Raw genomic sequence first — 26,983 nt, 5'->3', positions numbered from 1 at the left:
CCCCCTTTATACTATTGGCCTTATACTGTTGCCATGGAAATAGGCGTGGGAACCTGGGCACTGCTGGTCGCTGGGGCCGGCGTGGCCGGCTGGATCGACGCGGTCATCGGCGGCGGTGGGCTGGTGCTCATCCCCCTGATCCTGGCACTGGTTCCCGGCGTGGCCCCGGCCACGGCGCTGGCGACGAATAAGGTGGCGGCGGTCTCGGGCACGGCATCGGCGGCGGTGACGCTGGTGCGCAAGGTGCGGCCTCCGGCGCGGGAACTGGTGCCGATGGCGGTGCTGGCGGCGGTGGCTTCGGGCGTGGGCGCGCTGATGGCCTCGTTGCTCGACGAGGACGTCATGCGCCCACTGATCATTGTTCTGCTGCTCGCCGTGGGCTCGTTCATCGCCTTCAAGCCGAGCTTCGGCGGCGGCGACAGCGAGGGGATCCACTCCGGCTGGCGTACCTGGGCGGCGCTGGTAGCAACGGCCGCGGTGGCGTTCTACGACGGCATCTTCGGGCCAGGCACCGGCATGTTTTTGATCATGGCTTTTACCGCCATCTTCTCCCAGAACTTCCTGCGATCGGCGGCGATGTCGAAGGTGGTTAATACCGCGACGAACCTAGGCGCGCTGGTGGTCTTCATCGTCGGCGGGCACGTGTGGTGGACGCTCGGCATCGTCCTGGCGGTGGCCAATATCGTCGGCGCGCAGCTGGGCGCGCGCACGGTGCTGGGCGGGGGCACGAAGCTGATTCGCTACGCGCTGCTGACCCTCGTGGTAGTCATGAGCTGCTACCTCGCGTGGCAGCAGTGGGGTTAGGCCGGGTCTTCCGGCCAGGCGTGTTTGGGGTAGCGCCCGCGCATCTCGGCGCGCACCTGCTGGTAGGGGCCGGACCAGAAGCTGGCCAGGTCATCGGTGACCGCGAGCGGGCGGCCGGCGGGGGAGAGCAGGTGGAACTGGACAGGCATGCCGGCGACCTCGGGGGAGGAATGCAGCCCGAAGCACTCCTGGAGCTTGACGCGCACGATGGGGCGGCCGCCCGCGTAGTCGATGCGCGGGTGCTTGCCCGAGGGGACCGTGAGGCGTTCGGGCGCGGCGGCGTCGATGTCGTTGGGCCACGGCAGCAGGCGCTGGAGCGCCGGGTACATGTCGACCTCGCGCGGGGGCTTGCCGCGGACGATGTCGCCGAGCTCCGGGCCCAGCCAGTACTGAGGGTCGGCCTTTTGTGGATCCGGCCAGGGATCGCCGAGGTGGGCGTGGAGGAAGGCCAGGCGGTCGAAGAGGCGCTGCGCCTTGTCGGAGAAGTGGAAAATTTCCAGCCCAGTCCGTTCGAGCAGGCGGGCGAGGGCCGCGGCCGCGGCCTTCGGGCTGGGCTGGGTCGGGGTGGAGCTTAGCTCGATCTGCCCGGCCCGGCGGATCTGACGGGCCCGCAGCCTGCCCTTGACGAAGTCGGTTTCCAGCTCTTCGCTCACGCCGATGGTATCCAGTGCGTCCTCTTCGCTGAGGCGGGCGGCGGCGCGGATGGTGCCGCCCTCGGCGGAGCGGGTCACGACCGCGGTGGCCAGCCACTCGGAGCCGTCGAGGCCGAGGTCGTGGGGCAGGCGGGCCCGCGTGCCGGAGGCCAGCAGGTAGGTGTCGCCTTTCACGCGGCGGGCGATCCAGCGGGGGAAGGCCAGCCCGGTGATGGCGCCGGGATCGCTGACACCGCTACCAGTGCTCACCAGCTTGGTCAGGCGCTGGGATTCGGACTTCGGCGCGCGCTGGCGGGCGATGTCGCCGCGGGGATCGTCGGACAGCACGGCGACGGTGGCCGCGGCGGACGGCCCGCATTCGATAAGGGCGCGGCCCAGGCGCGGGTCCAGCGGCAGGCGGACCAAGCGTTTGCCCAGCTGGGTCAGGTGGCCGGCCCGCAGGGCGCCGAGGGATTCCAGGTGTTCTCGGGCGCGGGCCAGGTGCTGCGGCTGGGGGCTATCGAGCAGCGGGCAGTCGCCCCAGGCGGCCAGCTGCAGCGCGGCCTGGGTCAGATCCGTGGTGAGGATCTCCGGGGTGATGGCCTCGGCCGCGTGCTCGTAGTCGGCGGCGGAATAGGCGCGCACCACGGTGCCCGGGCCCTCACGGCCGGCGCGGCCGGCGCGCTGGTCCGCGGTGGACTTGGCCGAGCTGATAGTGACCAACCCCGTCATGCCGCGGCTGGCATCCAGCCGGGGTACGCGGGACAGGCCAGAGTCGATGACAGTGTGCACCCCCGGCACGGTCAGGGAGGACTCGGCCAGGGAGGTCGAGACCACGATCCGCGGGGTGGACGAGGGCTGTAGGGCCGCGTCCTGCTGCCGGGCATCCAGCCGACCGTGCAGGGGGAAGCTGCCGGGCAGGCGGCCGACGACGTGTTCTACCTCGCGCACGCCAGGCACGAAGACCAGGGCGGAGTGCCCGGTGGCGGACACCTGCTCCTGTGCCAGCTGGGCCAGGTGGTCCAGGAATTCCCGGGAACAGCTGCTGCGGCCGGGGTGCGGGCGATAGGAGATATCCAGCGGGTAGGTCACCGCCGGGGTGCTGAGCGTTTCGGCTCCTAAGAATTCGGTGAGTTTGTTGCGCTCCAGGGTGGCGGACATGGCCACCAGCCGGAAGTCGTCGCGCAGCTCGGCGAGCTCCAGGCACATGCCCAGAATGAGGTCGGTATCCAGCTGGCGTTCGTGGACCTCGTCGATGGCGACGGCGGATACGCCCTCCAGATCCGGATCCCGCAGCAGCCGCTGGAGGAGTACGCCCGGAGTCACGAACTCGACGTGGGTGCCGGGCTGGTGCTCGCCCTTGACGCTGAAGCCGACGGCTTTCGGGGCTCCGGAGAGGTGGCGCAGCCGGCGGGCGGCGGCGCGCACGGCCACGCGGCGGGGCGCGGTGACGATGACCTTGCCCCCGCAGTGGTTGGCCAGGGCGGGCGGGACCAGGGTGGTCTTACCGGTGCCGGGCGGGGCTTGGACGACTAGGCGCCCGGTGGCATCGACAAGCGTGGGCAGGCGGTCAATGACCCCGGCCACGGGCAGGTCGCGGCCGATCCGTGCGATGTCGAACATGTCATCCAAGCTTACGCATGACCCGCCCGGGTAGGCCAAGCACCAGGGAATTGTCCGGCACGTCCTTGGTGACCAGGGTGCCGGCGTCGTGCAGCTGTTCCGTGCGGAGCTCGTCGCCGCCGGGCAGGTGCCACTGCCCGGATTCCATGCGCTCGCGAGTGCCATAGACCGCGTGATTGTCCTCGCTGTCCTTAATCGTCATGCTGTCTATTGTGCCCACTATCGCGCCGCTGGTTGTGCCAGACTGGGTGGCATGCTTTTCGAGGTGGAGCGCTCCGCGGCCAAGGTCGCGCCCGGGGTCGCGCACGTGCCGGGCTACTGGTCGACGCCGGAGCAGCACGCGTGGGTCGCGCGGTTCCGGGATCTGGCGCGCCGGGCCAACGGCACGCCCTTTAGCATGCAGCGGCCGCAGCTGGCCTCCGGCGGGCGTATGAGCGTGCACATGCTCAACCTGGGGCATTACTTCGACTATGACGGCTACCGCTACGTGGACCGGAAATTCGGCCACACCGTCCCGGCCCTGCCAGGGGCTCTTCGGCAGGCGGCTATCGATGCCGTCTGTCGCGCCGCCGCCCTCGCCGGGGAGCTAGCCCCGTGGGCGGAAAGCTACTTGCCGGACATGGCCCTGGTGAATTATTACCCGCCGGGCGCGAAGATGGGCATGCACCAGGATCGCTACGAGTCCACGCGCGCGCCCATCGTCTCCTTTTCCATTGGGGAGGAGGCGCTGTTTCGCATCGGCGGCACGGAAAACCGCAACCGGCCCTGGGACGAGGTGACGCTGGCCTCCGGGGATCTCATCGTCTTCGGCGGCCCGAAGCGTTTTGCTTTCCACGGGGTGCCCGAGGTTCGCCCAGGCACCGCGCCGGAGGGATGCGGGCTGGCGCAGGGCCGAATCAATGTCACGGTGCGGCAGGTCTTTTCCGGGTAAGCTGTGCTAGAAACACTTAACCGTTGAACTGAAAGGAAGCCCGAAATGGCAAAGATCGGCATCATCATTGGCTCTATCCGCGAAGGTCGCCGGGGGGGGAGGCCGTCGGCCGCTGGGTCGAGGGTATCGCCCGCGATCGCGCCGAGCAGGGCGTGGACTACGAGCTCATCGACCTAGCCGCCTTCAATGTTCCGCTGCTGACCGCCGCCACCGTCCCGGGCGCGGCCAACAAGCAGTACGACGACGCTAACGTGCAGGCGTGGTCCCAGGCTATCGATGCCTGCGATGCCTTCGTCTTCGTGACCCCGGAGTACAACCACTCCGTGCCGGGTGCCTTCAAGAACGCCTACGACTCCCTGGGTGCGGAGTGGGCCGGCAAGCCGGTCGCCTTCGTCGGCTACGGCGCCTCCGGCGCCATCCGCGCGGTCGAGGCCTGGCGCCTGGTGGTCAGCAACTTCCAGATGGCCCAGCTGCGCAACCAGCTGGAGGTCTCCCTCTTCTCCGACTTCACCGACGGCGAGTTCACCCCGGACGAGGACAAGGCCGAGCGCATGGACAACATCCTGGCCGAGCTGGAGGATGCGCTGGGTAAATAACACCCCCAGCGGAGTATTGCTTCGTTTTTATAAAACCTAAATATAGGCTTTGTTGGTACATCAAAGGTTGCGGATTCACCCCCGGCACGAGAAAGCCGCTGGCAGCCGCGCTGCGGGGTGCCTGACTGCTTGTTACGGTGGCTGCGGTCGGCGATGCCCACGGCATTCGCTGGCCCAGTGCACCGTTATTTTTTGAGTAGAAAGGACTTTCCGTGACCTTCCCGTTCAACCCGAAGAAGGGCATCGCCAGCGCGCTGGCTGCCGCAATGGTGACCACCGGCGCTGCTGCCCCGGCAGCGCAGGCCAACGAGCTGGATTCCAACATCCAGGGCCCGTTGGTGCTGGCCGAAGCAATGTACTACGACGCCGGGGAGGACGAGATCCGGCTCGATGAAGGCAAGATCGATCACGACCGCGTCACCGCCGAAGAGGTTGATCAGGTAGAGGCTGGCCTGGCGGATCTGACCGACGAGCAGATCGACCAGGTGCTGATCGACAACGGCTACGAGCCGGACGAGATGCGTGACTCGGATAGCGACAACTCCGGGGTCTCCTTCCGGATCGCGCCCGCCATCATCTGGGGAGGCGTGGCCATCTTGGGTATTCTCACCGGTGGCGGATTGATCTTCTACTCGATGTACACTACCCATGCAGAAAAGCAGAACCTGATTAACCAGTGCTACCAGAACGGTGGCAACCCGGTGGTTGACAGCCGCGATTCCGCCGGCGTGGAGGGTACCACCGATTCCGGAGCAGCTAAGAATGAAGGAGGCTACCGCTTCGAATGCCAGAAGTAGAAACAACTCGAAACGCCCCCATGGTGGTTGCCGCGATCGTCGTGGTGGGACTGTTTCTGCTGCTGCTGCTGTACCTGGGCCTAAGCCGCTACTACAACGCGCAGGAGCTGGACTCCCTCGTGGAGGGCGCCGAGGCTAACGGGCAGAGCTATTCCGTGGAGATCCACAACGGGCTGACGGGTAGCTATTCTTTCCGCGCCCACTAGCCAGCGATGTCTCTGAGTGCCGCCAGGTGCTCGTGAAAGGCAGCGCGACCACGCGCGGTGAGGCTTACCCACACCGTGTCTTTGCCGCGCGTGGAGCCGTATTCGCGGAAGCGGCTGATGTATTCTGCCTCCTGTAGGGCGCTGAGCTGCTTGGAGAGCGTGGACGGGCTTAAGCCCACCTCCCGGGCAAGCGAGGAAAACTCCATCTCTTGCTTGACTTCTCCCTCGGTCGCGCCGTAGGCGTTGAGGACGGCGCAGATTTTAAACCGGTTGAGCGGGTGGATGACCGGATCGAGCTGGCCGTTCATGAATGATTCCGCTCCCGGGAGCTGAGATCTAAAGCACCACTACCCAGGGCCCACCACACGCTGGCAAAGGCTAGGAAGCCAAGGGGCAGCACTGCCCAGGCCGGCAGTTCATGGGCGAAGATGAAAGCGGACATCGGCCAGTAGAGGCAGAAAAATCCCAGCCAGTAGCGCTTGTCCGCGGAGGGCGCGGCGAAGGGATCCTGGCGGTAAGACTGACGCACCCGCGGGTAGCGCCGGGGCATGAGGAAGGCGGCGACGAGGATAACGGCAGCGACGATGAGGAGCGCCCACCAAGGGTGGGACTTAAACGCCATGAGTAAGAAGGCTGCCAGGTAGGTCAACGCCAGGCAAAAAGCGACCCAGGGCGGGACCAGGGAGGTATGTTTCTTGGCGAGGGTCTCGTTAAAGGATAGAGCCTCGGTGGCCTGCTTCTTCTCATTGTTTTCCACAGTGGAAAGTATGACACTTTCCGTACCGGAAAGCAAGGGCTTTGCTACACTGCGAGGCATGGCTAAGAATGACGTAGGTAACAAGAAAGTAGCAATCGTGACGGGCGCCTCCTCCGGGATTGGCGCCGCGAGCGCGCGGGCGCTGGCCGCCGACGGCTGGCACGTGATCGTGGCGGCGCGGCGCAAGGACCGGCTGGACGCCCTTGCGGAAGAGATCGGCGGCACCGCCATTGAGCTGGATGTTGCCAGCCAGGAATCCGTGGATGCGCTTGCCGCGCAGGTGGACCGGGTGGACCTGCTGGTCAACAACGCTGGCGGCGCCAAGGGCCTAGAGCCACTAGTCGACACCAAAATCGAGGACTGGCAGTGGATGTATGACGTGAACGTGCTGGGCACGGTACGCATGCTGCAGGCGCTGGTGCCGAAACTAGAACAAGCCCCGGATAACTCGGGGCTTGTCATCAACATGGGTTCGGTAGCCGGCTGGGGCGTCTACGAAGGCGGCTCCGGCTACAACAGCGCCAAGCACGGCGTGCGGGTGATCTCCCGGGCGCTGCGACTGGAAAACCACAACATTCGCACCACGGAGATCGACCCGGGCCGCGTGGCCACCGATTTCTCGCTCGTCCGCTTCAGCGGCGACGAGGAGCGCGCCGCTAAGGTCTACGACGGCCAGCTCAACCTCGCCGCCGAGGACATCGCGGAGGCGGTGCGCTGGGTGGCGTCTCTGCCCGCCCACGTCAACATCGACGTAATGACGGTCAAGCCGCGCACCCAGAGCTAGAACTTACAGCTTACTTCTGCAGACCGAACTGGCCGGAAACGGCCGGGGTCAGGTTCTGGTAGACGTGCTTGTGCTCCTGGTATTCTTCCAGACCCGTCGGGCCCAGCTCGCGGCCGTTGCCAGACTGCTTGTAGCCGCCCCACTCGGCCTGCGGCAGGTACGGGTGGAAGTCGTTGATCCAGATGGTGCCGTGGCGCAGGCCGCGGGTGACTTGCTCGGCCTTGCCCGCATCCGTGGTCCACACTGCGCCGGCCAGGCCGTACTCGGTGTCGTTGGCGATCTCGATGGCCTCCTCCTGCGTGGTGAAGGTCTCCACCGTCACGGTCGGGCCGAAGGCCTCGTCGTGGACGCAGTCCATCTCCCGGGTGGTGTCATCGATGATGGTCGGCAGGTAGTAGATGCCGGCGCCCAGGTCCGTGTTGCCGGTGCCGTGCTGGCCGTTGGTGTCCTCGCTGGTGGACGCGCGGCCGCCGGTGAGGATGGAGGCGCCCTGCTCGCGGGCGTGGTCCACGTACTTGGCAATCTTGTCGCGGTGCTCGGCGGAGATCAGCGGGCCGGTCTCGGCCTTGTCGTCCGTCGGGCCGCCGATCTTGATGTTGTTGGTGCGCTCGACCAAGGCCTCGATGAACTTGTCGTGGATGGATTCTTCCACGATCAGGCGGGAGCCCGCGGAGCAGACCTGGCCGGAGTGGAAGAACGCGGCGTTGAGGGCGTTGTCCACGGCGGCGTCGAAGTCCGCGTCGGCGAAGACGACGTTCGGGTTCTTGCCACCCAGCTCCAGCGCGGTGCGCTTGACGGTCTCCGCGGCGTTCTTGGCGATCAGCTTGCCGGTGACCAGGCCGCCGGTGAAGGAGACCATGTCCACGTCCGGGTGCTGGGACAGCGGGTTACCGCAGTTGGCGCCGGCGCCGGTGATCAGGTTGGCCACGCCGTCCGGCAGGCCGGCATCGCGCAGCACGGCCATGAGCAGCATGGCGGTGTGCGGGGTCAGTTCCGCCTGCTTGAGGACGAAGGTGTTACCAGCGGCGATGGCCGGGGCGACCTTCCAGGACACCTGCAGCAGCGGGTAGTTCCACGGGGTGATCAGGCCGCAGACGCCGACCGGCTCGGCGTCGATGCGGGAGCGCACGTTCGGGTCCGCCGGGTCGACCACGCGGCCGGCCTGGTGGGAAGCTAGGGTGCCGAAGTAATCGAAGGCGCCGGCGATGTCTTCCATGTCGCCCATGGACTCTTCCAGGCGCTTGCCGGTGTCGGCGGATTCTGCTTTGGCGAAAAGCTCCTGGTTGTCGCGGATGGCCTGGGCCACGCGCAGCAGCAGCTTGCCGCGCTCGATGGCTGGCACGGAGGACCACGTGCCGGCATCGAAGGTGCGGCGGGCGACCTTGATAGCGCGGATCGTGTCCTCGTCGGTGGCTTCGGAGACCTCGGCGACCACGGTGCCGTCGGCCGGGCAGGTGATGGTGCGGGTACCGCCCTCAGCGGCGGCCTCCCACTGGCCATCGATGAATAGGGACTTCGGACCGTCGCCCGTGTGGACGCCGGAGAGGAGCTCCGTCGTAGAAGGATCAAACAGTGCGTTCTGGGTGCTCAACAAAGCATCCTTTCTTGTCGGCGCTTTAATAGGCGTCGGCATTCGTATTCAAACAGGGAATTTGTTCGGTTCCGCTTTCCGGTCTACCAGAACTAATTATCCTCGCGCCAGATCCGCTCGGGCTCTGCTCCGTCGGAAACATCGGAGTCACCTGGGCGTTCAGACTGCATGTGCAGGAAGGCCAGGTGGCGTTCGTAGAGATCCAGCACGTTGTTGATGAGCTGGTTCTCGCTGTAGCCGTAGACGTCGTAGCCCAACGAGCCGGTGAGATCGTAGACCTCCAGGCGGAAGTATTCCTTCTGATCGCCGGCCAAGAACTCCGGGCACTCGGAGGCTACGGGGAAGAGCTGGTAGCGGAACTTGCGCTCGTTGTGCAGTGTGACCTGTAGGTCTAGCTGGGGCAGTTCCAGATCGGGCAGCTCACTGGTGAGCAGGATGGCGTCGTAGCCGCGCTGGCGCATCTGGACCGCGACCTTTTCCAGGGCGAACTCGGCGGTGTCCCGCATATAGGTGTCTATGTCCTGCTTGGTCGGGTAGGTATTGGCACGATCTAGGCGCTGCTTCCAGCTGTTGTCGTCGGCGGCGATCCGGTCGGTGCGGCCGGAGATGACGCCGTGCAGCGCGGTGGTGCGCGCCTCCTTCTGCACGTTTTCTAGGCGCAGCGACTTCCACAGCGAGAACATCACCAGATAAATGACCACGGCGAAGGGCAGGCCCATGACCACGGTGGCGGACTGCACCGTGGCGATGCCGTCGATCTGTAACAGGGCCAGGGTCAGCAGGCCTACGGCGATGGACCAGAAGATGCGCAGCCAGCGGGTGCCGTCCTGGCGGCTGTCGGTGATCTTCGAGGTGAAGTTCGACATCACCAGCGCGCCGGAGTCGGCCGAGGTGATATACAGCAGCAGGCCGATGCCCGTGGTCAGCAGGATGATGAAGCCCGAGGCCGGGAACTCCTGCAGCATGTCATAGAAGCCCTGCTCTGGGATGTTGACCGCGTTCTCGGCGAATTCGGGGTAATCACCTGAGCGCACCATGTCCAGGGCGGTGTTGCCGAAGAAGGACATCCACATCAGGATGAACAGGAACGGGAAGGTCAGGGTGCCGAAGATGAACTGGCGCAGGGTGCGCCCGCGGGAGATGCGTGCCAGGAACAGGCCCACGAAGGTGGCCCAGGCGATCCACCAGGCCCAGAAGAACAGGGTCCAGGACTGCATCCACTCGGAGGTGGCGGCCGGATCATCCGTAAACGCCATGGTGTCCATGGTCCAGGACGGGAATTTGGAGACGTAGTCGCCCACGTTCATCACGATGGCGTCGAAGAGGTAGGCCGTCTTGCCGAAGACCACGATGTAGATCATCAGTGCGATGGCCAGGAAGACGTTGAGCTCGGACAGGAAGCGGATGCCCTTGTCCACGCCGGAGACGGCGGACAGGGTAGCGATGGCAATCGCGATGACGATGAGGGCGGACTGCAGTCCCAGGCCCTGATCGATATCGAAGATGAGGTGGATGCCGTAGGACAGCTGCACCACGCCGATGCCCAGGGAGGCGGTTACGCCGAAGACGGTGCCCAGCATGGCGGCGACATCGACGGCGTCGCCGACGGGGCCGTGGACGCGCTTACCAATGAGCGGGTACAGCGCCGAGCGGATGGCCAGCGGCATATTCAGGCGGTAGGCGAAGTAGCCGAAGGCCATGCCCATTAGGGCGTAGAGTGCCCAGCCGGTCAGGCCGTAGTGGAACATGGCGTAGACGACAGCCTCCTTGGCCGCCTCCATGGTCTCCGGCTCGCCGGTGGGCGGGGCCAGGTACATGGTCACCGGCTCGGCCACGGCGAAGAACATCAGGTCGACGCCGATGCCGGCTGCAAAGAGCATGGAGGCCCACGTGAAGGTGTTGAACTTCGGGCGCGAGTGATCCGGGCCCATGCGGATATTGCCGGAACTGGACATCGCGATGTAGAGGACGAAAACGACCGCGATGGTCGCGGTCAGGATGTAGAACCAGCCGAGGTTGGTGCTGATCCAGCCGGTGACGTTGGCCAGGGTGTTGGCGGCGTGTTCGCGGCCCAGGCCGGCGTAGAGCGCCATCGCGATGATCAGCACACTGGAGACGGTGAAGACGGGCCAGTTCGTCTTGGGCGGATCGACCTCGTCGGCGCCGACATCGGAGCCGGTCTCCGCCTTGTAGCTGCCGACCAGGGCGCGGACTTGGTAGCGCGATCGACGTTTGGTGCGCGCCTTACCCTCTGAGGAAGGCTCGGCGTTAGCAGGTTTGGGCGATTCAGGATCGTGTGGATCGAAATTCGCCATGGATCACTCCTCTGAAGTTGTTAATACCCCTGCCCACACGGACTCCAAACGGACATAGACGGGCTTAAGGCTAAACGCTCAAACATATTTGACTCATATATTCGAAACGGCGCAAAAACCCGAGTGCATCTAGGGTGAGCAGGGGTAGGGCCACTATCGGAAAACCGTTACGGAACATGTCAAACTTATCCTATTCTGGGCAAATTGCAAGCTTCTCAGGTAGGCTCGTTATGCAAGTAGGAGCGGAATGGTGCATATTTGTCCATGCATCGATTGCATAATATGCATTTCTGAACACCGCGAAGAAAGGAAGTGCTTTCCGTATGGGTCTATTAGACAAGGTGACTAAGAATAACTCGAAGAAGGTAACTGACGAAGTAAGCGACGTGGTTGTTGTCGGCGGCGGCTCCGCCGGCTCCGTGGTCGCTGCTCGACTGACTGAAGATCCCGAAACCCGCGTGCTGGTCCTGGAAGCCGGCCGCAACGACTCCCTATGGGACCTGTTCGTCCACATGCCGTCGGCGTTCTCTTTCCCGATCGGCGCCAAGCACTACGACTGGATGTACGAGTCCGAGCCGGAGCCGGAGATGAACGGCCGCCGCGTCTACCACGCCCGCGGCAAGCTGCTGGGCGGTTCCTCGTCCATCAACGGCATGATTTTCCAGCGCGGTAACCCCAAGGACTACGAGAAGTGGGCCGACAACCCGGGCATGGAGCACTGGGACTTCGCCCACTGCCTGCCGTACTTCAAGAAGATGGAGACCACCACCGGCGCCGACCCGAACGATCCGCGCCGCGGCCACAACGGCCCGCTCTACCTGTCCCGCGGTCCGGCCACCAACTCGCTGTTCCAGGCCCTGTTCAAGTCCGTCCAAGAGGCGGGCTACAACCTGACCAACGACGTCAACGGCTATCGCCAGGAGGGCTTCGCGCCGTTCGACCGCAACATCCGCCACGGCAAGCGCTGGTCCGCAGCCCGGGCTTACCTGCACCCGAACAAGCAGCGCAAGAACCTGGAGATCCGCACCCACGCCTTCACCACCAAGGTCCTCTTCGACGGCCAGAAGGCCATCGGCGTGGAATACGAGTGGGAAGGCGGCGTCCACCGCGTCTACGCCAAGAAGATCGTGCTGTCCGCCGGCGCCATCAACACCCCGCAGCTGCTGCAGGTCTCCGGCATCGGCGACCGCGAGCTGCTGGAGTCCCACGGCATCGAGGTCGTCAAGCACCTGCCGGGCGTGGGCGAGAACCTGCAGGACCACCTCGAGGTCTACATCCAGTACGAGTTGACCAACAACACGGATTCCTCCCAGCCGTACCTGGACAAGTGGCGCTGGCCGTTCATGGGCCTGGAGTGGCTGCTGACCAAGAAGGGCCCGGTCGGCACTTCCCACTTCGAGGCCGGCGGCTTCGTGCGCTCCAACGACAAGGAAGCGTACCCGAACTTGATGTTCCACTTCCTGCCGATGGCAGTGCGCTACGATGGCCAGAAGGCCGACGTCAAGCACGGCTTCCAGTGGCACGTGGGCCCGATGTTCTCCGACACCAAGGGTTATGTGCGCATTAAGAGCGCCGACATCCACGACAAGCCGGAGATCCTGTTCAACTACCTACGTACCGACCAGGATCGCCGCGAATGGGTTGAGGCCGTGCGTGTGGCCCGCTCCCTGCTGGACACCAAGGCCATGGAGGAAGTCGGTGCTCGTGAGTTCAGCCCGGGCCCCGACGTCCAATCCGATGAGGACATCCTGGAGTGGGTTCGCAACGACGGCGAGACCGCGCTGCACCCGTCCTGCACCACCAAGATGGGGTCCAAGGACGACGAGATGGCTGTCGTCGACCCGGAGACCATGCAGGTCTGGGGCATCGAAGGCCTCTACATCGCCGACGCCGGTGTCTTCCCGAACGTCACCAACGGCAACATCTACGCCCCGACGATGATGGTGGGCGAGAAGGCCGCCGACTTGATTGCCGGCCGCACCCCGCTGGAGCCGGAGTACACCTCCTGGTACAAGGCCGGCGAGGACATGCCGCTCTACGCCGAAGGCGAGAAGGTCCGTGACCACAAGGACGCCATCGAGGGCGCCTGGTAAACCCACGGAAACGCTCCGTGTACATTAAACCCGTCACCTGCCACCCCGGCAGTGTGGCGGTTTTTTTAAATGACTGCCCCTTGAATACTTCGAAAGGTAGAAACCTCCATGAGCATGGCCTCCCTGCTGACGCTCATCGGCGTGTGGCTAGTCCTGCTGGTGACCCCGGGCCCCGACGTGGTGCAGGTGATCCGCACTGCGCCGCGCTCGCGCCGGGCGGGCCTTTTGTGCGCGGCCGGGATCGCTACCGGCACGGGCGTGTGGCTGGCGGCCTCCCTGGCGGGCCTGTCCGCGCTGATTGCTGCCCGGCCGGAGCTGCTCAGCGGCTTGCAGGTTATCAGCGGCGGGGTGCTTATCTACATGGGGCTTAGTTCCCTGCGCGGCGGGCTGCGCACAAGCCAGCCGGAGGCCGCGCAGCCCGAGCGCGTCCAGGGGGTGCTCACCGCGGGCAAGGCCTACCGCCTGGGGCTGATGACCAATCTGTCCAACCCGAAGGCCCTGGTGTTTTTCGGCGCCGTCTTCGCCCAGTTCCTTTCCCCGGGCATGTCTGCGCTGTGGACCGTGGCGGTGGGGCTCATCCTGCTGGCCATTTCTTTTGCTTGGTTCGGCGGCTTTTCCCTCGTCGTTCGCACGGCCGCGCGCTGGTTGGCCCGGCACGGCAACTGGCTGGACATCGTCGCCGGCATCATCTTCACCATCTTCGGGCTTGTCATGCTGGTGGAAGGGGTCATGGGCCTGGTTAATTAGCCCAGTGCACAAACCTGTTTCCCACTAGGTGGGATGACGCGTACCTTCGGTTGCGGTATCAACTCCGCCCTTTGCGGAGCCAAAGAGAGCTCAATCAAGGTCCCGGTTTGCGGTCGCGGCCTTGCAGTCGTTTCTACAGGAGGTGCGCGTGTCTTTAGTCTCTGTGCTCACGCTGATGGGGGTGTGGCTGGTGGCCATGGCCTCGCCCGGGCCCGACGTCATCCAGATCATCCGGCTGGGCTCCCGCTCCACCCGGGCCGGGCTGTGGGCGGCCCTGGGCAGCTCTACTGGTCTTTTGCTCTGGGTGGTGGCCTCGCTGGCGGGTCTGTCCGCCCTGATTGATTCGCACCCGGGGATTCTCATCACGCTCCAGCTGCTGGGAGGTACCTATCTGCTGTGGATGGCCTACAGCGCCATCAAATCTGGGCTGGCGCAGCGCCGTGTGCCCGCCCGCGTGGTGCAGACCGAGACCTTCCAAGAGCAAAACCCGGACTCGGCGCCGCGGGTGTGGATCACCGCCGGCAAGGCCTATCGCATGGGCTTTATCTGCGATCTGTCGAACCCTAAGGTCGTCATCTTCTTCGGCGCGGTTTTCTCGAATTTTCTAGAGCCGGGCATGAGCCTGGGCTGGTCGGCGCTGCTGGTGGTGTTGCTGGTGGGCGAGTCCCTGGTGCTTTTCGGAGCCGTCGCGCTGACCGTGCGGGCGTTTTCGCGCTGGATGTCGCGCCACTCCTCGTGGGTGGATCTCTTCTCCGGGGTGGTCTTCCTGCTGCTGGCCGGGTTCATCCTCTACGAAGGTGTGCGCGGGGCAATCGGGGTAGCCTAAAGGCATGATTTTCACCACGACGAACACAGTAGAAGGCCGCGAGATCGACACGTACCTGCGCGTCATCGCCGGCGAGACGGTTTCCGGCATCAATTTCTTGAAGGACTTCGGCGCGGGCATCCGCAACATCACCGGCGGGCGTTCCGCCGGCTACGAGGAAGAGGCCGTGCGGGCCCGCGAGTCCGCCCTGAATGAGCTGTGGAACCGCGGCCAGGAGCTGGGCGCGGACGCGGTGATCGGCATCGCCTTCGACTACACGGTGCTGGGCACGTCCAACAACATGCTGATGGTCACGGCCTCGGGCACCGCGGTGACGCTGAAACCCCAGCGGTAGACTGGTCCGCATGGCGGAAATTCTAGTGCCCATTGCGGGCGAGTCCATCAAGATTGGCCAGTTCCTTAAGCTCGCCAGCGCAGTGGCCACCGGCGGCGAGGCCAAGGAGCTCATCGCGGCCGGCGAGGTCACCGTTAATGAGTCGGTGTGCCAGACGCGCGGCGAGAAGATCGTGCCCGGCGACCGTGTCCGCGTCGCCGACGCTGTCTTCGTGGTGGGGGAGGCCGGCGACGAGGACGACTTCTTCGACGAGGCCACGGCCGATGATGATTTTGACCCCGAGATGTGGAGGAACTTGTAGATGCCAGCATTCGAGGCCGAGGTAGGCCTGCCCTTCTGGATCGACTTGACCACCGCAGACCAGCCGGCCTCGGCGGAGTTTTACCGAGCCGTGCTGGGCTGGGACATCGAGGGCGCGCCGGGCGGCTATCAGACCGTGACCGTCAAGGGGCTGCCCATCGGCGGGTTTATCCCGCAGCCAGAAGGCGCCCAGAACCCCGATACCTGGGTCACGCATTTCCTGTCCGCGGATATCGCGGCCGACTGCGAGCGCGCGGAGCGCCTCGGCGGCAAGGTGATGGCGGATCCGCGCCCCATCGAACGCGGCCAGATGGCGCTACTAGTGGATCCGGCCGGCGGCCTCTTTGGGCTTATCCAGCCGACGGCCCCCACCAGCTTTACCGCCGGCGGCGAGCCCGGCTGCGCGGTCTGGCACGAGCTGAGCGTCACCCGGGATTTCCCCCAGGCGCTCGACTTCTACGGCGAGCTCTTCGACTGGGAGCTGCGCACCAGCCCGGGCCGCGCAGGGGAGATCGAATACGCCACCGCGGAGGCCGAGGGCGCGGCCTTCGCCGGCTTCTGGAACGCCCAAGGCCAGTTCCCCGACCAGGTCAATAGCTTCTGGCAGACCTTCCTGGGAGTCGCGGACCTCAACGCCGCGATAGAGCAGGCACAGGCCCACGGCGGCGAGGTCATCCGGCCGGCCGAGGAGTCCCCGTTCGGCCGCATGTGTCTGCTGGCCGATGCCACCGGCGCGACGGTCACCCTGGTTGAGACCCCGCCGGCGCCGGAGGAGGAGCCCCGCGAGTCCGACGACGTGCTCAACCTCGGCGGCTAAGTGAAAGAGACGGTCCGCAGCGTCTGCGCGGCCATCCCGGCCGGCAACGTCACCTCCTACGGCGAGGTGGGCAAGGTTGCCGGCGTCGGCGCCTGGTATGTCGGTTGGTTTATGAGTCGGCATGGCGCGGATCTACCGTGGTGGCGGGTTGTGCGAGCCGACGGTACCTGCCACGATCCGGAACGCGCGCGGGGCCACTGGCAGGCGGAAGGAATTGCTTTTTCCGCAGGTAGAGTGGATATGCGGCAGTGCGGTATTGCCGCCGAAGAGTTAAAGCACATCTGGCAAAGGAGTTGAGTGTTTGCGCGCTGGGTTTTTCCTCCTGCTGGCCATCGCCAGCGAAGTGGTCGCCACCTTAGGGCTGAAGATCGCCCTGGATCATCCGTGGGTCTACGCGGTGGTGGTGGCCGGCTACGCGGCGGCCTTTGCACTGCTGCATAGGGTCCTCAAGCTGGGCATGGCCATTGGGGTGGCCTACGGCATGTGGGCCGCCGGCGGGGTAGTGGCCACCGCCGCGTTGTCGGCGGTGTTGTTCGGGGAGACGCTGACCTGGTTGAAGATGATTGGCATGGCGCTCATCGTGACCGGCGTCGCCTGCGTGGAGATGGGCGCTAAGCCGCGGCCGAAGGCGTCCCCCGTGGAGGTGGATCCGGCATGACCTGGACGTATATCATTCTCGCGGTCCTCTGCGAGGTCGCCGGCACGATGAGCCTGCGGATGTCCGCGGTGCGCGGCGGGCGCTGGTGGCTGATGGCCGTTTTGGCCGGCTATGTCGCGGCCTACGCCTTTTTGTCCCTGGCCCTGCTGGAAGGAATGGCCTTAGGCGTGGCCTACGGGATCTGGTCCGCAGTGGGCGTAGCGCTGACGGCGGTGCTGTCTTTCCTCTTTTTCAAAGAGCCCTTCACTTGGCTGAAATCCCTGGGCGTGGCGCTGATTATCGGCGGGGTGCTGCTGGTGGAGATGGGGGCTTAATTAGACGGTGGCGCCGGTGGGGTCGTCGCTAGTCTGTTAACTCGCCTAAGCTGGGTGGGTATGAAAGACCTTTACCAGTTTGTCAATGGACCTTGGCTTGGCGCACACGTCATCCCGGACGATCGCGGCGTGGACGGCACGTTCCACGGCCTGCGCGATGAGGCCGAGGAGATGGTGCACGAGATCGTGCAAAGCGACGACTCCCGCCCGGGCGCGCTTTACGCCTCCTTCATGGACGTCGACGGCGTCAACGGCGCCGGCCTCGCCCCGCTGGATAAGGACCTAGACCGCCTGGCCGTCGAGGATATGGACGCCCTGGCGGAAGTCCTGGGCCAGCTCGAGCGCGAGGGTGTGGGCGCCCCGGTGACCTTCTGGGTGGAAAAGGATTCCGGCTCCGAGGACGCCGTCCCTTACCTCATCCAGTCGGGCCTGGGCCTGCCGGACGAGGCCTACTACCGCGAGGAGGCGCATGCGGACACCCTGCGCGCCTATACCGAGCACGTGGCCCAGATGCTGGGCTTTTTGGATCCGGCCCGCCTCTTCGGCCTCGGCGCGGAGGTCGCCGCGCAGCGCGTGGTGCAGCTGGAGACCGACATTGCCGCCGGCCACTGGGACGTGGTCGCCACTCGCAACGCGGTGGAGACCTACAACCCGGTCGAGCTGAAGGACGTGCCCCGGGTGGCGCAGACCATCGTGCGTGCCGGGGGGATCAAGGACGGCCGCGTGGTCTCCATGATGCCGTCCTACTTCGACCACCTGGCCGGACTGTTTACCGAGGACCGGATCGCCGACTGGCAGCTGTGGGCCACCTGGCACATCCTGCTCTCTCGTGCCGCCCTGCTGCCGGAGAAGGTGGGGGCGAAGAACTTCGAGTTCTACGGCACTCGCCTGTCCGGGGCTACCCAGCAGCGTGACCGCTGGAAGCGCGCGGTCGGCCTGGCGGAGAGCTTCGTGGGCCAGGAGATCGGCCGTGCCTTCGTGGACAAGCACTTCCCGGCGTCGTCCAAGCGGGAGATGGACGAGCTGGTGGACTACCTCATCGCCGCCTACCGCGAGCGGATTAGCACCCTGGAGTGGATGACCCCGGCCACTCGCGAGCGGGCGCTGGAGAAGCTGGGCCAGTTCAAGGCGAAGATCGGCTACCCGGATACCTGGCGCGACTACGGGGACTTAAGCTTTAGCCCTGCGGGCGCCGACCTGGTGGACAACGCGCGACGCGGCGCGGCCTTCTCCCACGACTACGAGCTGTCCAAGGTGGGCAAGCCGGCCGACCGCGACGAGTGGGTCACCACTCCGCAGACCGTTAACGCTTTCTACAACCCGGTGGTCAACGACATCACCTTCCCGGCGGCCATCCTGCGCCCACCGTTCTACAACCCGGAGGCGGACGCCGCGGAGAACTTCGGCGCTATCGGCGCGGTCATCGGCCACGAGATCGGCCACGGCTTCGACGACCAGGGCTCGCAGTACGACGGCCTGGGTAACCTGAACTCCTGGTGGACGGATGAGGACCGCGCCGCGTTTGAGAAGCTCACCGCCAAGCTGGTGGAGCAGTTCGACGGCCAGGTGCCCACGGTGCTGAAGGACAACGGGATCGAGTCCTCCGGCGTCAACGGCAAGTTCACCCTGGGTGAGAACATCGGCGACCTGGGCGGCCTGGGCATCGCCGTGGTGGCGTACCAAAACTACTGCCGCGACAAGGGCATCGATCCGCATCAGAACCTCGCCCCCTTTGAGGTCGACGGCGCCGAGCCGGAGCTCTACGAGCAGAACTACTCCGGTTTGCAGCGCCTGTTCCTGGCCTGGGCCCGCGTCTGGCGCACCGCCATCCGCCCGGAGATGGCCACCCAGTACCTGGCCATCGACCCGCACTCCCCGGCGGAGTTCCGCTGTAACCTGATCGCCGCCAACGTCGCGGAGCTCTACGAAGCTTTCGACGTCCCGGCCGATTCCCCGGTTTACGTCGCCCCCGAGCAGCGCGTGACCATCTGGTAGTTATGAGCACTCCGGATAACGCGCGCCCCCTAGACGAGGGCCAAGAATGGTTCATCGGCGGCCAGAACCGGCAGCTGGACGACGACGCGCAGCTCGAGCAGCTGGCCTCCTATATCGACGCCCACTACGAGCTGCCGGACTTCACCCCGCCGTGGAAGGGCGGGGCGGGGGATCCGGCCCCGGCGGACAACTACTGCGCCCAGCTGCCCGACCGCGTCACCCACGCGGCCATGATGGTCCTGGGCACCGGGGTGGATCACAGCCTGCCGGGCGTGGCTTTTACCCGCGACGTGGAGCAGACCGACCTGCCCAAGCTCCCCGCCTGCCAGTTCTCCTCCACGCAGGAGACCGAGCATTCGGGCACCTGGGTGGTCAGCCTGCACTCGGGCGGCTGGTGGCGCGGTTCCGGTAGCGCCCTGGAAATGCAGTGGCGCCCAGAGGTCGCCGCCGCGGTCGGGCTGAGCGGGGCTCGCGCCGTGGACCTGGACTACCCCCTGGCGCCGCAACACACGGTCGGGCAGATGCTCGAGGCGGTAGCCAAAGCCATCGAGTACTGCCGCGCCCAGGGCGCGAACAAGGTCGTGGTCTGGGGCTATTCCTCCGGCGCCGCACTGGCCGCACTCGCCGCCCCGCTTGCCGATGCCTTCGTGCTCACCTTCCCGGACTTCGGCGCCCTGGCGGCCCTGCCGGACGAGCTCCGCGCAGGACATGAGCTCCCCGAGCAGGAGAGCTGGCCGTCAACCTTCCTCCAGCTCGCCCGGCAGGACGAGGTCGCCGCCCACCCGGACGTTAAGGGCAGCCACATCACCACCCGGGACTACGCCGGCCGGCACCGCTTCCAGACCCCGACCGTCATGCGCCAGCGCATCCGTGACGTGGCGGAGTTTCTCCGCCGGGTGAGCTAACGGAATTAGCTTTCCTGGGTAGCAGGTGCGACATCCATGGTCCGGCCATAGAGTTTCACCTGCTTCGCGTTGTCCGGGATGACGAACGCCCGGTAGATGCGGGACTTATCGTCCATGGTGACCCTTCTGCTGCGCTGGCGCTTGCTCGTTGACCAAGCGTTTAAAGAAATAACCCGCCTCAGCCGGGGATTTAGCTGACGCGGGTGCGGAGGGTTATTCTTCGCCCTCGGGGCGGACGTTCATCTCGGAGTTCTTCCACCAGCCGGAACGGGTGATGTCTTCCAGATTGATGTTGGCCTTATCCGGGGCGATGCCCGCGGAGTTGGTGCGTAACTCGTACTTGTAGATGGAGCCCCAGTCGCGGTCCCAATCATCGTTGAGGTAGCTGGGGATTTCGTAGGAGTAGTTCACGGCCTCCGAGGTGGACATGGCGCCGCCGCCGCTGAAGGACTGGAAGTCGGTCAGGGAGGTCTGCGCCGGAGCGTCCGGCAGGATCCGGAATTCCGGAATCTCGGTCACGCCGGCGTAGTGGTCGAAGGTGCGCTGGCAGGGGAACTGCAAAGCGGTGGACCAGTCCAGCAGGGCTGGGCGGGAGCTGTCGAAGCGCGAGGTTATGCTGGTCAGCTCCGGCACGCGGGGCGGGGTCACGGCGACCCAGTCGTCCTCGTTGGTGGAGTCGTCCACGGCGACGATGCGCACGACGTTGGCCTCGTCCGGGATGTCGGCCAGCGGGTAACGCAGGTTACGCCACTTCGGGGTGGCGCCGACGTCCATCATCTCAATCTCGCCGGTGTTGGAGACACGCCCGGCCTCGTCCGCGGTGCCGTATTCGAGGGTAACGTCCATGCCCTCCTGCTCCACGCCGTTGACGTCGTGGTGGTGGATCTTGCCGGCCACGCCGACGGTGATCAGCGGGGAGTTTTCCTTCTCCTCCGGCAGGTTAAACCACTTGGTGGTTAGCTTCGCGGTCGAGTTCTGGCCCTCGTTGTAGGAGCCTAAGACCGGCACCTGGTTGTAGTCGAAGTTGAACGGCAGGTGCTTGACCGAGCCGTTGACGCCCGTGGTGTCGCGGGAGCCGCCCTCGGAGGCGCCGGATTCCTCGGCCGCCTTGCTGGCGGAGTCCTTGCGGCTGGAGTCCTCGGAGTCGTCGGAACCGGTAGCGTCCGAGTCGGAGACGTCCCCGCCGGCGGAACGGTTGCCGCCGGAGGTGGCGGAACCGGCCGAGCCGGAGTCACCGATGGCGCCGACCGACGCGGAGTTTTGCGCCTCCGGCTCGATATCCTCCGGGATGCCGTTGGGGTCGAAGCCGTAGTTGTCCTTGTCCGGATCGGTCAAGGAGTCACCCAAGTCGCCGTCCATCGGGGCGAGGAAGGCGTCGTTGGTATTGGTCTCGATCATGGCTTCATCCGACAGCGAGCAGGTCTTGCCCGCCAGGGCCTGGGTGTTGCCCTTGCCCACGCTGTAGGCCGGGTACTGGTCGACATAGGCCTTGGCGAAGGAGGCCACGGAGATGCCCACCATGAACGCGCAGGCCAGCGCGATAGGCGCGGACATGACGCCGGCCCAACGGGACACCCGGGCGGCCTCCTGGCGCTCGAATTCGTCGGTGGCGCCGGCGGCCTCGGCTTTCGCTTTGCGCGAGTTGTGGCGGAAGGACTGCCAGATGCCGATCCCTAAGAGGATCAGCCCGATGGCCAGCAACACGGTGTTGGCCTCGATGGCCCGGAACTGGATGGTGCGGTCCCACCACGGCACGCCGAAGGAGGAGACGTACCACCAGGCGTTCCAGCCGGCGGTGGAGAAGGCGAGCAGGATAACCACAGCGGCCAGGGAGAAGGTCCTCGCCCGCGGCGACTTCAGCGCGATCTGGGACAAGACCACCGCGCCGAGCGCGGCGATTACGCCGGCTACCCCGGCGTAGATGCCGAAGTGGTGGGTCCACTTTGTCGGGGTGAACAGCAGGAAGAACATGGACATGGCCACGATGAGCAACAGGCGCCGGGTGATGTCCTGCGGCGCGCCCGCCACGCGGTGGTCCTTGATGTAGGCGTAGATGATGAGCACCAGGCTAAACAGCATGGTGAACATGGCGAAGCGGCGGGTCATGGAGCCGTCCACGGACTGCTGGAACAGCGTGGAGTAGCGCACGTACTCGGAGTACCACGGCAGCGCCGGGCCGACCTCGGAGCGCACGCGGATGGACTCCATCACCGCGGCCAGGGTTTGGTCGCCAAAGACGGCCACGAAGATCGCCGTACCGGAGGCCAGGAAGGGAGCGATCATGCTCAGCCAGCCGGTGGCTCCGCCGCCCAGCAGCGGCAGGCGCTCGCGCATGATCTTGAACAGCTGCGGCAGGCAAACCAGGAACACGCCGACGGCGAACAGGCCGGTCGGGCCCGCGCCCAGGGTCAGTGTGGCGGCGATGGTGCCCACGGCCGCGGGCAGCAGGCGGCGCGTGGCGATGGCGCGCTCGAAGGAGGCCCAGGTGAAAATTACGCCGAGCGCGATGACCGGTTCCGGGCGGACACCGTTGTTGTACGGCAGCCAGAAGGCCAGGAACATCAACGCCGCAGTCCAGTGGGCCACGCGGCGCGAGTCAATCAGCTCGCCGAAGCGGGGGAGCAGCTCGCGCGAGAGGATGAACCAGATGAGAAACGCGGAGACCAGCGCGGGCAGGCGCATGAAGACCGAGGTCGCGGAAATCTGGGACAGGAAGGCCACCAGGTCGTAGTACGGGGAACCGAACGGTGATTCCGGCACGCCGTACCAGCGGTAGTAGTTGGCCATGTAGTCCGCGTTCTCCGAGACCCGCCCCATGGTCAGGATGAAGCCGTCGTCGGAGGTGTTGGCGCCGAAGATATGCCAGAAGATCAGCACCGCGGCGACCACGCCGTCCAGCGGGCGGATCTTCTTCCAGGACTCCGGCATGAAGCCCGGGCGCTTGCCATCCAAGCGGTCGATGCGCCACAGCGTGAACAGGCTAACCAGTACCATCGCTAGGCCGCCCCACATTGCCAGCGACTTTAACAGGGTGGGCGAAGAGGTAAACCGCGAGTTGATCTCGACCTGGACGTCAAGCCCGTCCGCGCGCAGCTGGGCGAGGTTTTCCGGGGTGTCTTCGATCTCGGAGTAGGCGCCGGTGATCTGCGGGCGCAGGTCGTCGTCATCGATCGACTGGGAGAACGGGCCCACTTCAACGGTGGTCTCGTCCTCGGTCGAGGAGATATGGATGACGTCCTTGTCGTCCAGGCGCTCCATCTGATCCGGGGTCAGGGAGAGCACGACCTCGTTCAGGGAGCTGACCGACAGGCCGAAATCGCCCGCGTTGACGAAGAGACCGCGGTCGGTGGCCTCCTTGGAGGAGGCCGGCAGCGTGCCGAAGAGCTGGGTCTGTCCCTCGCGCAGTTGGTCGATAGCGGAGACCGGGATGTCGGCCTCCAGCTGTTCCGGCGCCAAGGAAATGAGCGGCGCGTTGACCGAGTTCAGCGAGTCGTCGCTGGGCCAGCTGAACGAGGACTGGACCTGGTTGACCGGGAGCAGCGGTGTGGCGATAAACAGCACGAAGCCCACCAGGCCCGCCACGATGGCGCTAAGACGGAGCCACCCGGGGGCGGGGGAGCCGTGGCTGGTGGGTTCGGCTGGCGTATACGGAGGTGCGAGGCTATCTGACACGGCGAATAGTTTACGGCACTGCGGCTAAAACTCCATGTCGCGGCATACCTTCCGCCGACTAATCCGTGCGGACGGCGACCACGAAGGGGCCGATCTGTTCCATCGCCCAGTGCGCCTCGTCGAAGACCGCGGAGTCGAAGAAGACGGCCCGGTAGCGCACGTTCGGCTGGTTCGGGTAGATATCTTCGGCCAGGTGGGTCTTGAAGCCGTCGGCGGAGTCTTCCAGGCTGCCGCGGAAGAGCATGGCGTCCGGCCCGCGCCAGGGGGCCGAGTCTAGGGCGTCGAGGAACTCCTCCGGGGTCTGGTCCCAGGAGTCGTTGGCCCAGGTCTCGATCTGCTTGTTGCGGGCGTCGAACTGGCTCAGCGGGTTGGCGTAGTGCGAGGTGAAGGCGTTAAAGCCCCAGTAGGGGTGGTAGGCCATGAACAGCTTTTCGTCGGTTAGCATTACGGATTCGTTGGGTACTACCCCGTGGTCCTCCAGGAAACGCTGGATCTCCTGGTAGTGGCCGGAGGAGTCGCTGGTGTAGCGGTCGGCGCGCTCGCCGTAGCCGTCGGTGTCCGTGTAGGCGTGATCAATGGCGGACTCGTTTTCCTCGGGAATGCGCTGGGCGTAAAAGACCCCGCCCAGCACTAACACGGCCATGAACGCGGCGGTGATGCGGCGGTTGGTGGCGGGGCTAAAGCCTTGCGGCCAGAGCTTATCGATGCCGTGCATGCGCAGCTCGGCCAGCGCCAGGATGCCGGCGGTGGCCATGATGAGGACCACGAGGATTTCCAGGCGGAAGCCGAGCAGCGTGCTGCCCAGCAGGGTCAGCACCATCGATGCCGCGATCCACAGGTAGGCGCCGCCGAGCGCCCAGCCCAGGGTCCGGATATCGCGGTTGCTCTGGCGCAGGAACAGGTACACCAGGCCGATGAGGCAGAGCAGCCCGATGATGGTCGGGGCCAGGAAGGGCACCGGGATCTGCGTGCCCTCTTCCGGCAGGTAGTGCTGCGCGGTGGAGTTGATGGGGACATCGGAGCGCAGCACGCCGAGGACGTACGGGCCCCAGCAGATGGCGGCCAGGGCCAGCGAGCCGACGCCGATGCAGACTAGGCGCACGATGGGCTCCCAGCGACGCTCCAGCACCGCGGTAATGATGGCCACGAAGCTGACCACGGTCAGGGAGATCGCGCCGGTGAATAGGGTGTAGAAGGAGGCCGAAGCGCCCAGGAAGAGTGCCAGGCCCAGCGTGGACAGCCAGGAGCCGTGGAAGGCCCGGGAGCACAGGAAGGCCGCCGCCGGAACGCCCATCGCGATGACGGCGGAGTAGGGCTCCTCGGCGCCGATGGTGAGCGTCACCGCCGTGGTGGTCAGCGCGATAGCGGTGGCTACGGGCAGGGAACCGACCAGGCGCTGCCACAGCGGCACCAGGAGGCACCCGCACAGGGCCAGGGAGATTAGCGCCCAGGGCTGGAAGACCTCCCAGCCGGGAATACCCAGCACGTTGGCCAGGCGCCCGCCCAGCCAGAACCAGCCCATCGGGTAGAAGGTGGGCAGATCTAGGTAGTTCATGTCCGCGTGCGTGGCGGAATCCGCCATCCGCGTCAGGAACTGCGTGCGGAAGACCTGGTCGACCTGGATGCCGTCCAGCCACAGGCGGCTGGCCGACAGCGGCAAGCCGATGGAGGACAGCACCAGCAGTGCCGGGGAAAGGTAGGACACGACGGTGGTCAGCCAGGCGCGCCAGCGCGGGCGCGGGCCGGCCGAGTGCTCGTCCCGGATCCAGAAAAACAGCAGGACACCTACCACCACCAGCGTGGCGACAATACCTACCGTGGCCAGCGCGCGCGTGACCATCGAGGTCGAAAACGCCGGCAGGGACACCGAGCGGAAGACTACCCAGCCTGCCAGGGTGACCAGCCCGCCGCCCAGCGCGGCGAGCAGGATGGCCAGCAGCGCCGGCCCACGGCCGAGCTCATCGCGGTGATCGCCGAACTGGGACAGCGGACGGGCTAAGGCAGGTGCGGAAGGAGTTGTCACGGTGGACTCAGTGGACATGCTCTCTAGTTTCTCATATGGCGCGGCTCGTTCCTCATAGCGCACGCTGCGAACGGGGATACTGGCCGAGGTTGCGGATGTCGCTATACAGCGCCAGGGATCTTAGGTACGGTGATTCGCGGATACCGTGGTCAGAACTAGGGAAGGACTATGAAGCGAGGATACGCAGTCGCAGCGGCGGGCGCGGTCGCGGCGGTGGCTATCGCCGTCCCCGTGGTCGGTCAGTCCTTTGGCGAAGATGAGTCGGAGTCGGTGCCCGCCCAGAAGGTGGGAGTGACCGTCGAATGCGCGGTGGAAGGCCCGGGAGCGGCCGGGGACACGCGCGTTGTGGGCTCGGTGGTTGGCAACGGCGAGATAGAAAAAGAGGCCCAGCGCGACGCGGGCCTCTACGTCAGTCGTTTCGGCGATGCCGAGCAGCAGGAGTGCCGCCAGCTGCCCCGGAACGAAAGCTCCGGGGCCTACGACTCAACCGGCGAACCGATTTAGAACGGCAGCTTCCGGAAAACCGTCTGCGGGATGAACTTGAAGGCCAAGCTCACGTACTTGAACAGCGGGTGGACGAAGATGGCCTGCTTGTCGTCGAGGACCGCCTGCACGGTGTCCTTCGCGACGTCGGAGACGTTGACGGTCAGCGGGGCATCGCCAGCTTCGGCGGACATGCGGGTGCGGACCTGGCCGGGGCGGACCACCAGCACGTTCACGCCGTCGCCGCGCAGGGCCTCGCCTAGGTTGACGTAGAAGCCGTCCAGGCCGGCCTTGGAGGCGCCGTAGACGAAGTTGGAGCGGCGCACGCGCATGCCGGCCACCGAGGACAGCGCCACGATGGTGCCGTGGCCCTGCGCCTTGAGCCGCTGGCCCAACAGCACGCCGACGGAGACCGGCGCGGTGTAGTTGACCTGGGCAGAAGCCACGGCCTTGGCCTGGTCCTGCCACAGCTGTTCCTGATCGCCCAGGGTGCCGAAGGAAACGATGGCGACGTCGACGTCGCCGCGGGCGAAGGCGGCATCGATAACCGCCGGGTGGGAATCGAAATCGGTGGCGTCGAATTCGATGACCTCCACGTCCGCGCCCTTGTGGGCCAGCTGAGCGCGGGCGGCCTCCAGGTGCTGGGAGCCCGGGCGGGCCGCCAGGGTGACCTTGGCCGGGCCGCGGTCCAGGAATTCTTCGACGATGCCCAGGCCGATTTCGCTGGTGCCGCCGAGAAGGAGAATGTGTTGTGCTTGGCCTACTGCGTTAAGCATGAGT

General features: G+C 65.7%; 26 protein-coding genes and 1 pseudogene. 18 read left to right on the top strand and 9 right to left on the bottom strand.

Features of this window, described 5'->3' with window-relative positions; genetic code table 11:
- Nucleotides 1–33 precede the first annotated feature (33 nt).
- Nucleotides 34–804 carry a TSUP family transporter gene (locus HMPREF3067_RS04690; protein ID WP_070768568.1) on the top strand — a complete coding sequence of 257 codons (771 nt, stop codon included), beginning with the start codon at nucleotides 34–36 and terminating at the stop codon, nucleotides 802–804.
- Here HMPREF3067_RS04690 and HMPREF3067_RS04685 read toward each other — a convergent pair.
- Entirely contained in the window at nucleotides 801–3,059 is a 2,259-nt protein-coding gene (locus tag HMPREF3067_RS04685) for an ATP-dependent RNA helicase (protein WP_070768567.1), read from the bottom strand. The two genes, HMPREF3067_RS04690 and HMPREF3067_RS04685, sit on opposite strands and share 4 nt — an antisense overlap.
- Before the next feature lies 1 nt (nucleotide 3,060).
- Nucleotides 3,061–3,261 carry an LbetaH domain-containing protein gene (locus HMPREF3067_RS11485; protein WP_070768566.1) on the bottom strand — a complete coding sequence of 67 codons (201 nt, stop codon included), beginning with the start codon at nucleotides 3,259–3,261 and terminating at the stop codon, nucleotides 3,061–3,063.
- Nucleotides 3,262–3,312: 51 nt separating this feature from the next.
- Here HMPREF3067_RS11485 and HMPREF3067_RS04675 point away from each other — a divergent pair, with 51 nt between their 5' ends.
- The 4 genes and pseudogenes from HMPREF3067_RS04675 (at nucleotide 3,313) to HMPREF3067_RS04660 (ending at nucleotide 5,589) form a co-directional block, all read left to right on the top strand.
- Nucleotides 3,313–3,990 (top strand): alpha-ketoglutarate-dependent dioxygenase AlkB, encoded by a 678-nt coding sequence (locus tag HMPREF3067_RS04675; protein WP_070768565.1) that lies wholly within the window; start codon nucleotides 3,313–3,315, stop codon nucleotides 3,988–3,990.
- 45 nt (nucleotides 3,991–4,035) lie between these two features.
- Nucleotides 4,036–4,586: pseudogene (locus HMPREF3067_RS04670) on the top strand (NADPH-dependent FMN reductase).
- Nucleotides 4,587–4,798: 212 nt separating this feature from the next.
- Nucleotides 4,799–5,383, top strand: coding sequence for a chromosome partitioning protein ParB (locus HMPREF3067_RS04665; protein ID WP_246819238.1), 585 nt, complete (start codon nucleotides 4,799–4,801; stop codon nucleotides 5,381–5,383).
- Nucleotides 5,384–5,403: 20 nt separating this feature from the next.
- Nucleotides 5,404–5,589, top strand: a complete 186-nt coding sequence (locus HMPREF3067_RS04660; protein ID WP_246819237.1) for a hypothetical protein — start codon at nucleotides 5,404–5,406, stop codon at nucleotides 5,587–5,589.
- On the opposite strand, the gene HMPREF3067_RS04655 is transcribed toward HMPREF3067_RS04660, so the two are convergent.
- Nucleotides 5,586–5,897, bottom strand: a complete 312-nt coding sequence (locus HMPREF3067_RS04655; RefSeq protein ID WP_070768563.1) for a transcriptional regulator — start codon at nucleotides 5,895–5,897, stop codon at nucleotides 5,586–5,588. The genes HMPREF3067_RS04660 and HMPREF3067_RS04655 overlap by 4 nt on opposite strands.
- Nucleotides 5,894–6,346, bottom strand: coding sequence for a hypothetical protein (locus HMPREF3067_RS04650; RefSeq protein ID WP_070768562.1), 453 nt, complete (start codon nucleotides 6,344–6,346; stop codon nucleotides 5,894–5,896). The genes HMPREF3067_RS04655 and HMPREF3067_RS04650 overlap by 4 nt, the downstream gene beginning before the upstream one ends.
- A 58-nt stretch (nucleotides 6,347–6,404) precedes the next feature.
- Here HMPREF3067_RS04650 and HMPREF3067_RS04645 point away from each other — a divergent pair, with 58 nt between their 5' ends.
- On the top strand, nucleotides 6,405–7,130 hold the full coding sequence (locus HMPREF3067_RS04645) for an SDR family oxidoreductase (protein ID WP_070768561.1): 726 nt from the start codon (nucleotides 6,405–6,407) through the stop codon (nucleotides 7,128–7,130).
- Between the two features lie 10 nt (nucleotides 7,131–7,140).
- On the opposite strand, the gene HMPREF3067_RS04640 is transcribed toward HMPREF3067_RS04645, so the two are convergent.
- Nucleotides 7,141–8,721 carry an aldehyde dehydrogenase family protein gene (locus tag HMPREF3067_RS04640; protein WP_070768560.1) on the bottom strand — a complete coding sequence of 527 codons (1,581 nt, stop codon included), beginning with the start codon at nucleotides 8,719–8,721 and terminating at the stop codon, nucleotides 7,141–7,143.
- Nucleotides 8,722–8,813: 92 nt separating this feature from the next.
- Nucleotides 8,814–11,036 carry a choline BCCT transporter BetT gene (gene betT / locus HMPREF3067_RS04635; RefSeq protein WP_070768559.1) on the bottom strand — a complete coding sequence of 741 codons (2,223 nt, stop codon included), beginning with the start codon at nucleotides 11,034–11,036 and terminating at the stop codon, nucleotides 8,814–8,816.
- A 323-nt stretch (nucleotides 11,037–11,359) separates the two neighbouring features.
- On the opposite strand from betT, the gene betA reads away from it, so the two are divergent.
- From betA to HMPREF3067_RS04585, 11 genes are all read left to right on the top strand, one after another.
- Entirely contained in the window at nucleotides 11,360–13,129 is a 1,770-nt protein-coding gene (betA, locus tag HMPREF3067_RS04630; protein ID WP_070768558.1) for a choline dehydrogenase, read from the top strand.
- Nucleotides 13,130–13,237: 108 nt separating this feature from the next.
- A complete protein-coding gene (locus tag HMPREF3067_RS04625; protein ID WP_070768557.1) occupies nucleotides 13,238–13,876 on the top strand; it encodes a LysE family translocator in 639 nt (212 codons plus the stop codon).
- Between the two features lie 148 nt (nucleotides 13,877–14,024).
- Nucleotides 14,025–14,702, top strand: coding sequence for a LysE family translocator (locus tag HMPREF3067_RS04620; protein ID WP_070768556.1), 678 nt, complete (start codon nucleotides 14,025–14,027; stop codon nucleotides 14,700–14,702).
- 4 nt (nucleotides 14,703–14,706) lie between these two features.
- Nucleotides 14,707–15,036, top strand: a complete 330-nt coding sequence (locus tag HMPREF3067_RS04615; protein WP_070768555.1) for a YbjQ family protein — start codon at nucleotides 14,707–14,709, stop codon at nucleotides 15,034–15,036.
- Between the two features lie 10 nt (nucleotides 15,037–15,046).
- Entirely contained in the window at nucleotides 15,047–15,337 is a 291-nt protein-coding gene (locus HMPREF3067_RS04610; RefSeq protein ID WP_070768554.1) for an RNA-binding S4 domain-containing protein, read from the top strand.
- A complete protein-coding gene (locus HMPREF3067_RS04605; RefSeq protein WP_070768553.1) occupies nucleotides 15,338–16,153 on the top strand; it encodes a VOC family protein in 816 nt (271 codons plus the stop codon).
- Nucleotides 16,154–16,450 (top strand): MGMT family protein, encoded by a 297-nt coding sequence (locus tag HMPREF3067_RS10950; protein ID WP_083319135.1) that lies wholly within the window; start codon nucleotides 16,154–16,156, stop codon nucleotides 16,448–16,450.
- Nucleotides 16,451–16,454: 4 nt separating this feature from the next.
- On the top strand, nucleotides 16,455–16,811 hold the full coding sequence (locus HMPREF3067_RS04600; RefSeq protein WP_070768552.1) for a DMT family transporter: 357 nt from the start codon (nucleotides 16,455–16,457) through the stop codon (nucleotides 16,809–16,811).
- Nucleotides 16,808–17,125, top strand: coding sequence for a DMT family transporter (locus HMPREF3067_RS04595; RefSeq protein WP_070768551.1), 318 nt, complete (start codon nucleotides 16,808–16,810; stop codon nucleotides 17,123–17,125). Before HMPREF3067_RS04600 ends, HMPREF3067_RS04595 begins: the two co-directional genes overlap by 4 nt.
- A 60-nt stretch (nucleotides 17,126–17,185) precedes the next feature.
- Nucleotides 17,186–19,120 carry a M13 family metallopeptidase gene (locus HMPREF3067_RS04590; RefSeq protein WP_070768550.1) on the top strand — a complete coding sequence of 645 codons (1,935 nt, stop codon included), beginning with the start codon at nucleotides 17,186–17,188 and terminating at the stop codon, nucleotides 19,118–19,120.
- Between the two features lie 2 nt (nucleotides 19,121–19,122).
- The gene (locus HMPREF3067_RS04585; RefSeq protein ID WP_070768549.1) at nucleotides 19,123–20,025 is read left to right on the top strand and encodes an alpha/beta hydrolase; all 903 of its coding nucleotides are present in this window, start codon (nucleotides 19,123–19,125) and stop codon (nucleotides 20,023–20,025) included.
- A 213-nt stretch (nucleotides 20,026–20,238) separates the two neighbouring features.
- Here HMPREF3067_RS04585 and HMPREF3067_RS04580 read toward each other — a convergent pair whose 3' ends face one another.
- Both HMPREF3067_RS04580 and HMPREF3067_RS04575 read right to left on the bottom strand, forming a co-directional pair.
- On the bottom strand, nucleotides 20,239–23,697 hold the full coding sequence (locus HMPREF3067_RS04580; RefSeq protein WP_070768548.1) for an arabinosyltransferase domain-containing protein: 3,459 nt from the start codon (nucleotides 23,695–23,697) through the stop codon (nucleotides 20,239–20,241).
- 58 nt (nucleotides 23,698–23,755) lie between these two features.
- Nucleotides 23,756–25,738, bottom strand: coding sequence for a galactan 5-O-arabinofuranosyltransferase (locus tag HMPREF3067_RS04575; protein ID WP_070768547.1), 1,983 nt, complete (start codon nucleotides 25,736–25,738; stop codon nucleotides 23,756–23,758).
- Between the two features lie 150 nt (nucleotides 25,739–25,888).
- Here HMPREF3067_RS04575 and HMPREF3067_RS04570 point away from each other — a divergent pair, with 150 nt between their 5' ends.
- Nucleotides 25,889–26,224 (top strand): hypothetical protein, encoded by a 336-nt coding sequence (locus tag HMPREF3067_RS04570; protein ID WP_141759325.1) that lies wholly within the window; start codon nucleotides 25,889–25,891, stop codon nucleotides 26,222–26,224.
- Here HMPREF3067_RS04570 and HMPREF3067_RS04565 read toward each other — a convergent pair.
- Nucleotides 26,221–26,979 (bottom strand): decaprenylphospho-beta-D-erythro-pentofuranosid-2-ulose 2-reductase, encoded by a 759-nt coding sequence (locus HMPREF3067_RS04565; RefSeq protein WP_070768545.1) that lies wholly within the window; start codon nucleotides 26,977–26,979, stop codon nucleotides 26,221–26,223. The genes HMPREF3067_RS04570 and HMPREF3067_RS04565 overlap by 4 nt on opposite strands.
- Nucleotides 26,980–26,983 lie beyond the last annotated feature (4 nt).

The organism is Corynebacterium sp. HMSC04H06, assembly GCF_001815935.1.
In the GTDB taxonomy this organism is placed as follows: domain Bacteria; phylum Actinomycetota; class Actinomycetes; order Mycobacteriales; family Mycobacteriaceae; genus Corynebacterium.
This window is presented reverse-complemented; position numbering and strand designations above follow the sequence as displayed.